At 72.5% G+C, this 11,790-nt stretch carries 11 protein-coding genes; 5 read left to right on the top strand and 6 right to left on the bottom strand.

The window, feature by feature from the left end:
* Positions 1-7 precede the first annotated feature (7 nt).
* Both O3X23_RS27750 and O3X23_RS27745 read left to right on the top strand, forming a co-directional pair.
* A complete protein-coding gene (locus O3X23_RS27750) occupies positions 8-1,168 on the top strand; it encodes a glycosyltransferase (protein ID WP_269274310.1) in 1,161 nt (386 codons plus the stop codon).
* A gap of 30 nt (positions 1,169-1,198) precedes the next feature.
* Positions 1,199-2,683 carry an O-antigen polymerase gene (locus tag O3X23_RS27745; RefSeq protein ID WP_269274309.1) on the top strand — a complete coding sequence of 495 codons (1,485 nt, stop codon included), beginning with the start codon at positions 1,199-1,201 and terminating at the stop codon, positions 2,681-2,683.
* On the opposite strand, the gene O3X23_RS27740 is transcribed toward O3X23_RS27745, so the two are convergent.
* The 3 genes from O3X23_RS27740 to O3X23_RS27730 all read right to left on the bottom strand — a co-directional run bounded on the left by O3X23_RS27740 (position 2,588) and on the right by O3X23_RS27730 (position 6,973).
* The gene (locus O3X23_RS27740) at positions 2,588-3,889 is read right to left on the bottom strand and encodes a hypothetical protein (RefSeq protein ID WP_269274308.1); all 1,302 of its coding nucleotides are present in this window, start codon (positions 3,887-3,889) and stop codon (positions 2,588-2,590) included. The two genes, O3X23_RS27745 and O3X23_RS27740, sit on opposite strands and share 96 nt — an antisense overlap.
* A gap of 33 nt (positions 3,890-3,922) precedes the next feature.
* Positions 3,923-5,596: a tyrosine-protein kinase domain-containing protein gene (locus O3X23_RS27735; protein ID WP_269274307.1), complete on the bottom strand. Its 1,674-nt coding sequence runs from the start codon at positions 5,594-5,596 to the stop codon at positions 3,923-3,925.
* A 66-nt stretch (positions 5,597-5,662) separates the two neighbouring features.
* Entirely contained in the window at positions 5,663-6,973 is a 1,311-nt protein-coding gene (locus tag O3X23_RS27730; protein ID WP_269274306.1) for a glycosyltransferase, read from the bottom strand.
* Positions 6,974-7,164: 191 nt separating this feature from the next.
* Here O3X23_RS27730 and O3X23_RS27725 point away from each other — a divergent pair, with 191 nt between their 5' ends.
* On the top strand, positions 7,165-7,620 hold the full coding sequence (locus O3X23_RS27725; protein WP_269274305.1) for an adenylyltransferase/cytidyltransferase family protein: 456 nt from the start codon (positions 7,165-7,167) through the stop codon (positions 7,618-7,620).
* A 43-nt stretch (positions 7,621-7,663) separates the two neighbouring features.
* On the opposite strand, the gene O3X23_RS27720 is transcribed toward O3X23_RS27725, so the two are convergent.
* Positions 7,664-8,428, bottom strand: a complete 765-nt coding sequence (locus tag O3X23_RS27720; protein ID WP_443047990.1) for a CDP-alcohol phosphatidyltransferase family protein — start codon at positions 8,426-8,428, stop codon at positions 7,664-7,666.
* A 123-nt stretch (positions 8,429-8,551) separates the two neighbouring features.
* On the opposite strand from O3X23_RS27720, the gene O3X23_RS27715 reads away from it, so the two are divergent.
* Positions 8,552-9,340, top strand: coding sequence for a polysaccharide deacetylase family protein (locus O3X23_RS27715; protein WP_269274304.1), 789 nt, complete (start codon positions 8,552-8,554; stop codon positions 9,338-9,340).
* Positions 9,340-10,533 (top strand): YncE family protein, encoded by a 1,194-nt coding sequence (locus tag O3X23_RS27710; protein WP_269274303.1) that lies wholly within the window; start codon positions 9,340-9,342, stop codon positions 10,531-10,533. Before O3X23_RS27715 ends, O3X23_RS27710 begins: the two co-directional genes overlap by 1 nt.
* Here the strand turns inward: O3X23_RS27710 and O3X23_RS27705 are convergent.
* On the bottom strand, positions 10,530-11,618 hold the full coding sequence (locus tag O3X23_RS27705; protein WP_443047989.1) for a serine hydrolase domain-containing protein: 1,089 nt from the start codon (positions 11,616-11,618) through the stop codon (positions 10,530-10,532). The two genes, O3X23_RS27710 and O3X23_RS27705, sit on opposite strands and share 4 nt — an antisense overlap.
* Entirely contained in the window at positions 11,584-11,781 is a 198-nt protein-coding gene (locus O3X23_RS27700) for a hypothetical protein (RefSeq protein WP_269274365.1), read from the bottom strand. The genes O3X23_RS27705 and O3X23_RS27700 overlap by 35 nt, the downstream gene beginning before the upstream one ends.
* Positions 11,782-11,790 lie beyond the last annotated feature (9 nt).

Raw genomic sequence — 11,790 nt, 5'->3', positions numbered from 1 at the left:
GCGGCGCATGCGCGTCCTGCACGTCGTCACCCTCCACACCCCCAGCCACGCCTTCGGCGGCCCGACGCGGGTGGCGCTCAGCCTCTCGCGCGGGCTGCGCGAGCGCGGGATGGACGCCCGGCTCGTCACCCTCGGCGACGAGTTCGAGGGGCCCCTGCCGGACGAGGTCGAAGGGGTGCCGGCCCATCTGTTCCAGGCCCGGCACCTGATCCGGCGGTTCGGCGTCGCGGGGATCACCTCCCCGTCGCTGCTCGCGGGGGCCCGCAGGCTGGTGAAGTCGGCGGACGTCGTGCACGTCCACCTCATGCGGGACCTCGTCACCCTGCCGATCGCGCTCGCCGCGCTGCAGTGCGGCCGGCCGCTGGTCCTGCAGACGCACGGGATGATCGACCCCACCGAACGGCTCCCCGCCAAGATCTCCGACGCGTTCGGCGTACGGCGGGTGCTGCGGCGGGCCCAGGCGGTGCTGTGCCTCACCGAGACCGAGCGCCGCAACGTCAACGCCGTGGTGGAACCGGTCGAACTGACCAACACCGTACGGCTCCCCAACGGCGTCGAGCCGCAGGCCGAGTACCTGCCGGAACTGCGGGCCTCCTCGCACGGTGGGCCGCCCACGGTGCTGTACCTGGCGCGGGTGCACCCCGCCAAGCGGCCCGAGGACTTCATCGAGGCCGTCCCCGGTGTGCTCGCGAAGTTCCCGGAGGCGCGCTTCGTGCTCGCGGGACCCGACACCGGCGGCCTCGACGCGACCCTGGCCCGCGCCCGCGCGCTGGGGGTCGAGGGGTCGGTGGAGTACGCCGGCGCCCTCGACAGGACCGCGGTGTACGAGCACCTGCGGCGGGCGGACGTCTACGTCATCCCGTCCATCCAGGAGTCCTTCTCGCTGTCCGCGGCCGAGGCGATGTCCGTGGGCACCCCCGTGGTCGTCACCAGGACCTGCGGGCTGGCCCCCGACATCGAGGCGGCGGACGCAGGCCGGCTCGTCGACAGCCGCGAGGAGACCGGCCCCGAGAACGGCGCCCGGATCGCCGGTGCGATCCTGGAACTGCTCGACCCGGCGGTGCACGCGGCGGCCTCCGTCGCGGCCCGGCGGCTGATTCATGACTCCTTCACCATCGACGCGATCGTGGACCGCCTGCAAAAGGTGTACGCGGACGTGCGACGCTGACGGGGTCGCGGGGAATGGGGGACAGCAGCCATGGCGGTTGACGTACGGATGGCCGAAGCGCGCACGGGGCGGCCCGAGGTGCCCGCGGTGTCCCCGCGCGCCGTGCTGTCCCGCGCGCTGGCCGTGCCGCTGGTACTCGGCCTGGTCGTCTTCCTGCCGGCCACCGTCGCCCTCCAGCCGGGCGCCGGCGTCCACGACGAGGCGTACTGGCTGCAGATCGCGCTGACCTGCTACGCCGGGGCCCGGCTGTCGTCGATGATCCTCACCACCCGCCGCCGCCGGCTCATCCAGGGCTCGTTCTGGCTCTTCGTCTACTCGGCGATGGGCGTCGCCTCGCTCGCCCAGCTCGTCCTGGGCCGCGTCCCGACCCCGCTGGTCGGGCCGCGCAGCGACCTGTCGGCGGCCCTGGCACTGACCCTCGTGGGCTGTGTGGCGTTCGACGTCGGCGTCCTGCTGGCCCGGCACCGCCCGGTGCGCACCGGGCGCAAGGAGCGCCCGGCGGCCTCGGTGAGCCCGCGCCGGCTGTATCTGCTGGTGGCGCTGGCGTTCGTGGCCAGCGGCTACTACGTCATGAAGCTCGGCGGGCCCGCGGTGCTCTTCAGCAGCCGCCAGGAGATCAGCGACACCCTCGCGGAGACCGGGGTGGCCACCGCCGGTTCGCACGCCGGCTCCGCCACGCTGCGCGGCTTCGGGACGGTGCCCGCGCTGCTGGCCCTGCTCTTCCTCACCCGCTGGCTGGTGACCTCGCGCATCGCGCGCCGCCGGCCACTGCCGATCCTGCTGTGGATCGCCACCGCCGGGCTGAACATCGTCGTCAACAACCCGATCTCCAACGCCCGGTTCTGGTTCCTGACCGTGCTGTTCTCGATCCTGTTCACGGCGTTCCCGCGCAGCCCGGTGATGTACCGCTCGGCGCTGGCGCTGGGCGTCGTCGCGGCCCTGCTCGTCTTCCCCTTCATGGACCGGTTCCGCTACGACGCGGCCGACTACAAGCCCATGGAGACCAACTCGGTCCTCGAACCGCTGGCGCGCAAGGACTACGACCAGACGGTGATGTTCGCCAACGCGATCACTGAGGTCGAATCCGGCGCGGGCCACACCTACGGGCACCAGCTCGCCGGCGCGGTCTTCTTCTACGTGCCCCGCTCCGCCTGGCCCGACAAGGCGCTGGACACCGGCATCATGCTCGGCCAGTGGATGGGCAACAAGAACACCAACCTCTCCTCACCGCTGTGGTCGGAGCTGTGGCTGGATTTCGGACCGCTCGGCATGACCGTCGGCTTCCTGGGAGTCGGCTACCTGGCCGCGCGCGGCGACCGGCGGTACGCGCTGCGCACCGCGGACGGCGGGCGGCCGGGCGACATGACGGCCATCATCGTGCCGCTGATCGCCGGCTACTCCTTCATCCTGCTGCGCGGTTCACTTCTCCAGGCCTCCGGCCGGATCGGGATCGCCGTGCTGTGCCTGGCCATGGTCGTGTCCTTCCGCAGCGACCCCCGCAAGCTGCTGCGCTGACGCCGCCGATGCGCTGACGGAGCCGATCCGCAGCCAGGTGGCGACCGCCTTCGCGACGGAGCCGAGGCCCAGGCCCCAGGCCGCGCCCAGGACACCGCCCAGCGCGTAGCCGGTGAGCATGAACACCACCGCCGCCAGGGAGAAGACCACCTGGATCGGGAGCGTGGTGCGCGGGCGCAGCACCCGCAGGGTCAGCAGCCCGCAGGTGCCGACCGCCATCGCGGTGTACTGGCTGCCGCTGGCCGGCAGCAGATGGGCGGCGTTCGGCCAGGTGTCCCCGAGGAGTTGCCTGCCGATCCGGTCGGGCAGCAGATAGAGCACGGTGGCCCAGCTCGCGGCGACGGTGGCCAGTACGGCGGCGAGCACCGCGGTGGCGCGGACCTGGCCGCGTACGCTCTGCTTCCTGTTCAGCAGCGGCGGCCCGAAGGCCGAGGACGCGTTGAACAGCACGTTCAGCGGTCCGAAGAGGGTGGTGGCGCCGCGCAGCGCGCCGACCGCCAGCGGGGTCGCGAACAGCCCGAGGCCGAGGATCGCCAGCTGGCTGGATCCGTTGCCGACACCGAACTCGACGACGAAGCGCTGCCCGAGGTGGCCGCGGCGCACGTACTTCCGCACGTCCGCCGGGAGGCCGCGCAGCAGCGGGGCGAGCAGGGCGATGGCGACGAGCAGCGCGGGCAGCGCCGACAGGCCCCAGACGGCCACCAGCCGGGCGGGGCCCGCGCCGTGCGGCTGCACGGCCAGCGCCGGCAGCGCGACGGCGAGCCGGACCAGGTCGGCGGTGAGTGCGTAGTGCGGCAGCCGCAGCGCCGAGAAGCAGTACCGGATGCCGTCCTGAGTGAGGGCGATGGGCAGGATCAGCCCGAGCACGGCGAGCGCGGCGGCGGTCTCGCCGGGCACGAAGGCCAGTACGGCCGCGGCGGTGAACCCGATGACGGTGGACGCGACGACGGTGAAGACCGCCGCGGACCGGCAGGCGGTCCGGATCACCCGGTCGTCGCCGCGCACCAGCACCAGGGCCTGCCCGACGTAGCTGACGCCGATGCCGAGCAGGATGGTGAAGACCATGTAGACCATGGAGAAGACGGCGAATCCGGCGGCGCTGGAGAGCCGCGCGGCGACCACCAGCACGAGGATGTTGGTGAGCGCCGAGACGCCCTGATCGGCGACGGAGCAGGCTATGGCGGCTTTCGCCCCCGGGACTCGCACCTGCTCACGCCCCCGGTGCCGCTGGGGCGGTGCTCATGAGACGGGCGACCGTTCGGGCTCGGGAAGGACGGCCTCCAGCAGGTCGGCCGCCGTGGCGGACGGCTGCGTTCCGTCGGCGTCCTCGGCGGGCTCGGGGCGGACGGCCGCGGGCTCCGCGGAGCGGCGCCACGGCAGGGTGAACCCGGTACTGCCCGACGAGTGCAGTACCGCGCCGAGCACGGTGCCGCCGGCGCCGCTGATGAGTTCGCGGACCCGTTCCAGGTCGGCCCGGTGCACCTCGCGGGGGTCGCAGACCACCAGGACGCCGTCCACCCGGTCGACGAGCGCCAGGGCGTCGGCGTAGGCCAGCACCGCGGGCGCGTGGACGATGACCGCGGACTTCGGGGCGTCGGCCTCGGAGATGAGCCGCGTCGCCGGTACCGAGGTCAGGGCGCGGGCGACGTTGCGGACCCGGCGGCCCGGGACCAGGTCGAAGGAGCCCGACTCCCCGGCGTCGACGGTGATCTGGTGTCCGGCCGGCCAGCCGCCGTCGCCCACCGCGGGCGTACGGGCCCAGGCGGGACGGGTGCCGTCGCCGGAGCGCAGCCGCTCGGCCAGCGTCGGGGTGCGCAGGTCCGCCTCGATGAGCAGGACCTCCATGCCGGTCTCGGCGAAGGAGGCGGCCAGGTTGACCGAGACGGCGGTGGCGGTCTCGCTGGAGCCGCGCGGCGCGACCACCAGCAGCCGCCTGCGGTCGGCGAACCGCTGGTCGTAGGCGAGCCGGAAGGCCACCGAGCGGTACGCCTCGGCGGTCCGGCTCTCGGTGTTGCCCAGGGCGAGCAGCGGAGCCGGCTCGCGGCCGTCGCGGACCCGCGGCAGCGTCCCCAGGACGGGGGCGCGCAGGGCGCGCGCCACGTCGCTGTCGGAGCGCGCCGCCGGGTCGAAGACCAGCCGCACCCAGGCGGCGAGCAGGCCGATGGCGATCCCGACGGCCAGGCCGAGGCCGAGGGCCAGCGGCAGGCCGAGCCCGGCGGGCGAGGTCGGCGGGACGGCCGTGCGGATCACGTTGCCGGAGGTCGTGTCGAGGGCCTTCAGCTCGCTGATCTTGCCGTTGAGCTCGGAGATCCGGCTCAGCAGGTTGGTCTGCGCGTTGGTGTTGGTCGCGACGCTCGACGGGTCCTTCTGCTTGTCGATCTGCTTGCGCAGCGCCTCGGACTGCTTCACCAGCGGGTCCAGCTGGGTCTTGTATCCGTTGACCATGTTGTCGATGCTGGACACGGTCTGCGCCTGCCGGTTGTCCAGGTACGCCTGGGTCAGGGCGTTGGCCCGCGCCGCCGCTTCCCGCGGGCTGCGGCCGGTGTAGGCGAAGTCCAGTGCCGTGGTCTGCGGGGGGTTGGTCACCTGCAGGTTGGCGAGGAGTTCGGTGGCCGCCTCCGGCTGTCCCAGCGCCTTGGCCGCGCGCTCCGCGACGACGCCGCTGGCGGCGGTCTGGCGCTCCGAGCCCATGTTCAGGACCTTGTCAGGGGTGGCCCCGGTGGCGAACGGGTTCACGGACGCGGCCCGGACGGTTATCTCACTCGTCGCGACGTACTTGTCCGCTCCCGACAGCGCCAGTGCGGCGCCGCCGAGCAGCCCGATCAGCACACCGGCCACGATCAGTGCCCGGTAGCGGATCAGCTGGCGGAACTGGTCACGCAACAGGTCCGGTTCGTCATGCTGCTCGATCACGTGCGTGAAACCCCCTCAGGCGCGCGCTCCCCATGCGCTCGCTCATTATGCGCGTTCGTCATCAGATCAGGTGTCCGAATGCGCGGGCTCCGCGGCCGGCGCCGGTTCGGCGAATGCTACTGGTGGTGCCGACGGGGCCGGCGGGGCTGTGTCGAGTACCTCGGCGACGAGGGCGTCGATCCGGGCCAGGCCCGCGGTGCGGCTGAGGTGCGCGTCGGCGTAGCGCGGTCCGTGGGACCCCAGCTCGTCCGCCGCTTCCGGGTCCTCGGCGAGTGCCAGGATCGCCTTCAGCAGCGCGTGCGGGTCCTCGGGCGTCACCAGGACGCCCGCGCCGGAGCGCAGCACCTCCTCGGCCGTGCCGCCCTCGCAGGCCACCGAGGCGACGACCGGCCGCCCGGTGGCGAAGTACGAGGTGAGCTTGGAGGGGATGCTCATGTCGAGGACGGACGCCCGCTGGGTGACGGCGAGGACGTCGGCGGCGGCGAGGACGTCGGGGAAGTCCGTGTCGTCGACCGGCTGCATGAACTCCAGGTTGGGTATCCCGCCGGCCAGCGCGCGCAAGTGCTCGCGCTGGTTTCCGTCCCCCATGAGGACGACGCGGACGGCCGGGTCCAGCCTGGCCGTCTCGACCAGCACCTCCAGGCCCTGCTTGAGCCCCATGTTGCCGGAGTGCAGGACGACGGTCTGGCCCTCCCGCCAGCCCAGCCGGGCGCGCATCTCGGAGCGCGGCCGTGCGGGGCGCGCGACGTGCGACCAGTTCGGGACCACGCGGATCCGCTCCTGGGGTACGCCGAGCGCGGCGACCTTGTCCGTGAAGCTCTCGTGGATGACGCCGACCAGCGTCGCGCGCTTGAGCACGTACGCCTCGACGGCGCTCGCGGCGGCCGCAGCCCGGTCCCCGCCGCTGATGCCGCTCTGCTTGGCGGCGGCACCCATCAGGTCCTGCACGATGGGGATATAAGGGACACCGTACCGCCGGGCGATCCGCGCCCCGAGGACGCCGCCGGCCAGGCTGGGCAACTGCGCGACGACCACGTCGGGCCGGACGCGCGGTGGCGCGAGCAGGCCGTGGGCGAGCACCGACGCCTCGAACAGCGCGCGGCGCACGGCGGTCTGCCGAGGCGGCACGGTGTGCCGCCTGCGGTGCACCGTCACCCCGCCGCGCTCCTCCTCGGTGCGCCAGACCCCCCGGTACGCGGGGTCGGTCTCCCAGGCGGGGTAATGCGGCATGCCGGCGAGCACCGCCACCTCAGCCCCACCCGCAGCCCAGTGTTCGGCGATCTGCGTGGCGTACGGCCCGATACCGGTGTGTTCTGGCGCGTAATTGGTTGAAACCAACAGCAGCCGTTTGTGGCGAAAGGTGTCAAGAGCCGACACAGCACGCCCCCTTCCCCCCAGAAGTAACCAAGCGTCTACCCTAACTGTTCATCGCTGCTACATGTTGACGATTCCAGCCGGTCTTTCTTTCGCAAATCGTCGCTTAGTATCTGCGACGTCCGACTATCGTCGGAGACTCACTACCGCCGGGAGCATCACCGGGCGGGGCAGTACGGCTGGGGGGTCGTTTCGTGGCACACCGTGTCGGCTACGCGCCAGGGGTCTACGACCTCTTCCACGTGGGACATCTCAACATCCTTCGGCATGCCCGGAGCCAGTGCGACTACCTCGTCGCGGGGGTCGTCTCCGACGAGATGGCGGAACTGGCCAAGGGCCGCAGGCCCATGGTCCCGCTGATCGAGCGGCTGGAGATCGTCCGGAGCGTGCGCTTCGTGGACGCGGCCTTCGTCGAGACCGTCCCCGACAAGGTGGAGACCTGGCAGCAGGTGCGCTTCGACGTCATCTTCAAGGGCGACGACTGGCGCGGCACCGAGAAGGGCGCCCGGCTGGAGCGCGACTTCGCGGCGGTCGGCGTCGAGGTCGTGTACTTCCCGTACACCGTGCACACGTCCAGCACCCAGCTGCGCCGGGCACTGGACGTGCTCACCGAGCCCGCCACCCCCGAAGGCGCCGAGCTCCGCGGCTAGCGCCCCCGGGGGTCACGGGCCCCGGGGGTCACGGCCTCCGGGATCAAGCGGGAGCGCCCACGGCCTTCAGCTCGCGGAACCACTTCACCAGGAACGCGACCAGGAACAGCGCGTACACCACGCCCAGCGCGGCGTAGGCGTACAGGAACGCCCGCCCGCCGCCCAGCACCAGGAAGACCACGCAGAAGACCCCGTAGTCGACGGGCAGCAGGCCCACCGCCCTGATCCGCGACGGGGCGGCCGGCACGGTTCCGGGTGCCGCCTTCGGCTTGAGCTTCTCGGTCAGCAGCCCGCCCACGTAGATGAGCACGGCGGCGAACTGGAAGCCGAGCGGCAGCAGCAGCCAGCGCTCACTCGGCAGGTCGAAGAAGCGGTAGAAGGAGATCAGCACCGCGACGTGCACGCCGGTGATCTTCCCGCAGTCCACCACATGGTCCAGCCACTCCCCCGCCGGACTGCCGCGGCGCAGCAGCCGCGCCAGCTGGCCGTCGGCCGAGTCGAAGGCGAACCCGATCACCAGCGCGAGGTAGACCGCGACCGACAGCGGCCAGGACGGACGCACCAGCGCCACCGCCGCGATCGCACCGTAGGTGAAGGCCGCGCTGACCAGCGTCACCTGATTGGGTGTCAATCCGACCCGGTAGGCAGCCGCCGCGAGCACCCGGCCGAAGGGCCGGTTGATGTAGCGCGAGTACAGCGACACCCCCTTCGCCGACTTCTGCGCAGTGCGCAGTTCTCGCAGCGCGGCGCCGAAACCGGCCTCCCGCACTGCCGTCGTGTCCAGCACGTAGCCCCCCACGTCGTTCATCCCCATGACATGTCTCTGTCGCCCGCGGACCGCGGGAGCACATCATGTCAGCCGCATCCGCCACGCGCCGCGCCGCCCCAATAACATCAAAAGATCGGGCAATGCGCCCTAAAGTGGTGCTCAATGTCCATGACCCGCCGTACCGTGCTGCAGGTCGCCGCCGCCGGAGCCCTGCTCGCCGGATGCGCGGACGGCCGGCCCCCCGCCGCCGGGGCCTCCCCGGATCCCGCGGCCAGCAAGGCGCCCCCCGCGCACCCGCCCGCCGCGTCCGCCCGCCCCGCGGCGCCGGCCCTGCCACCGCTGCCACCCGGCCTGCCCGCGCAGATCGAGCACGGGCCCAGAGACCGCCCCCAGGTCGCCCTCACCTTCCACGGCCGGGGTGAACCGGCCATCGCCACCGCCCTGCTCACCGAGGCGGAGCGGGCCGGGGCGCGGCTGACGGTGCTGGCCGTCGGCGAGTGGCTGGACGAGTACCCCCAACTCGCCCGCCGGGTGCTCGACGGCGGCCACGAACTCGGCAACCACACCCAGACCCACGGCGACATCTGCGCGATGGGCGCCGCCGCCGCGACCGCCGAGATCACCGGCTGCGCGGACCGGCTGCGCAAGCTGACCGGCTCGCCCGGCCGCTGGTTCCGGCCCTCCCAGGCCCGGCTCGCCACCCCGCTCGTCGAACGCCTCGCCCGGGAGTCGGGGTACGAGCACGTCCTCGCGTACGACGTCGACTCCCTCGACTTCACCGAACCCGGAACCGGGGCCGTCCGGGCCAAGGTGGCCAAGGACGTCGGCCCGGGATCCGTGGTGAGCCTGCACTTCGGGTACGCCGGCACGATCGGCGCACTGCCCGGGATCCTCGACGACCTGAAACGGCGCGGGCTGCGCGCCGTGACCACGACGGAGCTACTGACCTGATGCGTCCTGTGTACCGCGCGCGCCGCGCCGCCCTGCTCGCCGCCGCCATCGCCCTCGCGACCGCCACCGCCGGCTGCGGGAAGGGCGGTACCGAGCAGCACGCGCCCTCCCCCGTGGCCAGCAAGGCCGCCGCCGGGTCGGTACCGTCCCAGGCCGTGCCCCAGGGCCTGCCGGGCATGCCGCCGGTGCTCGACCCGAAGGACGTCTACGCGGCGGACCGCCCCAACGCGCTCTCGCCCGTCGTGCGGAGCTTCCCGTCCCGGGTGTACGTGCCGAACAGCAACGACAACACGGTGTCGGTGATCGACCCGAAGACGTACAAGGTCATCAGGACGTTCCCGGTCGACGAGCAGCCGCAGCACGTCGTTCCGTCCTGGGACCTGAAGACGCTCTGGGTCAACAACAACCGGGGCCACACGCTCACCCCGATCAACCCGGCCAATGGCGAGGTCGGCAAGACGGTCGACGTGCACGACCCCTACAACCTGTACTTCACCCCGAACGGCAAGTACGCCGTGGTGATGGCCTCGCTCGACCGCGAGCTGGTCTTCCGCGACGCGCACACGATGGCCGTCAAGAAGACCGTCCCGGTCTCCTGCTACGGCGTCAACCACGCGGACTTCTCGCCCGACGGCCGGTACTTCATCGTCTCCTGCGAGTTCTCCGGCGAGCTGCTCAAGGTCGACACGGAGAAGATGGAAGTGGTCGGCCAGCAGAAGCTGCCGTTCGAGGGCGCGATGCCGCAGGACGTCAAGATGTCCCCCGACGGCAGCGCCTGGTACGTCGCCGACATGATGGCCGACGGCATGTGGGTGCTGGACGGCGACACGTTCTCCAAGCCGCGGCTGATGCCCACCGGCAAGGGCTGCCACGGCCTCTACGTCAGCCGTGACTCCAAGTCGATGTACATCTCCAACCGCGGCGAGGGCTCGGTGTCGGTGCTCGACTTCGCCACCGGCAAGCTCGTCCACAAGTGGCAGATCCCGGGGGGCGGCAGCCCCGACATGGGCGGGGTGTCCGCGGACGGCAAGGTGCTGTGGCTGTCGGGGCGCTACAACTCCGAGGTCTACGCGATCGACACCACCGACGGCCACACGATCGCCAAGATCCCGGTCGGTTCGGGCCCGCACGGCCTGGCCGTCTACCCGCAGCCCGGCCGCTACTCGCTGGGCCACACCGGCATCTTCCGCTAGGCCGTGTCCGGCAGCACGCTCCGGGCCAGGCACGTCGCCGCCGCGGCCCGGGGCGCGCTGCCCTCCCGCCAGGTGCGGCTGGGGTGCACCGAGTTGGCGAGCAGCACCAGGAACGTGTCGGTGGCGGGGTCGATCACCAGGCTCGTACCGGTGAAACCGCTGTGTCCGACGGCGCCGCGGCCGGCCAGCTCGCCCATCAGACCGGGCTGGTCGGTCTCGAAGCCGGGGTACGGGCCGCCGGCGTCGAGCAGCGCCCGGCAGAACAGGGCCAGGTCCCACGCGGTGGAGAAGAGCCCCGCGTGCCCGCTGACGCCGCCCGCCGCGTAGGCGTTCTCGTCATGGACGGCACCGTGCACCAGGCCGCGGTCGAGTTTGCCCCAGGGCCGCCGCTGGTCCTCGGTCGCGGCGATCCGGGGCAGCAGGGCGGCGGGCGGGTTGTATCCGGTGTCGGCCATGCCGAGCGGCCCGGTGATCCCGTCCGCGACCAGGACGTCCAGCGGCTGCCGCGTCGCCCGTTCCAGCACCTGCTGGACGGCGATCAGGTTCAGGTCGGAGTAGACCCGGGCGGTGCCCGGCGGCTCCAGCGGCTCCTCGTCCCACAGCAGCCGCGCCCGGGCCGCCGCGGTGGGCAGGTCGTAGAACGGCAGCTCGGGCCGGAGGCCGGAGGTGTGGTCGAGCAGGTGCCGCACGGTGATGCCCGCCTTGCCCGCGGCGGCGAACTCCGGCACGTAGGAGGCCGCCGGCCGGTCGAGGTCCAGGAGCCGCGCGGCGAGGACGGCCGTGAAGAGCTTGCTGACGGAGGCCAGGTCGAAGATCGTGTCCGGCCGCATCGGTACCCGGCGCTCCGGGGGCAGCTCCACCCCGCGGTCGGCCGCCGCGTCGTACCCGGTGTACCGCACCGCCCAGCCGATCGCCTCGTGCAGCGCGACGACCCGGCCGCGCCCGGCGAGCACGACCGCGCCCGCGCACCAGGGGTGGCGGGGCGACGGTTCCAGGGCCGTTCTCAGGCCGGGGACGATCCGCCGCACCGCTCCGACGTCGAGGCCCGCCTCAGGGCAGGTACCTCTCGACAGCGGCGGCTCCATGCTCCTCCAGATCCTTGCGGGCCCTCTCGATCCGGGCGGGGGTGAGTTCGCGGCCGGAGAGCATCACCAGGTCCTCCGGATCGACCGCGCGCTCGGATCCGGTGTGCAGCATGCTGTCGGCGGTCTTGTACGCCCAGCGCTTCCCATCGATCGGCTCGGACATCCCTGCCTC

The organism is Streptomyces sp. H39-S7, from assembly GCF_027158205.1.
Taxonomy (GTDB): domain Bacteria; phylum Actinomycetota; class Actinomycetes; order Streptomycetales; family Streptomycetaceae; genus Actinacidiphila.
This window is presented reverse-complemented; position numbering and strand designations above follow the sequence as displayed.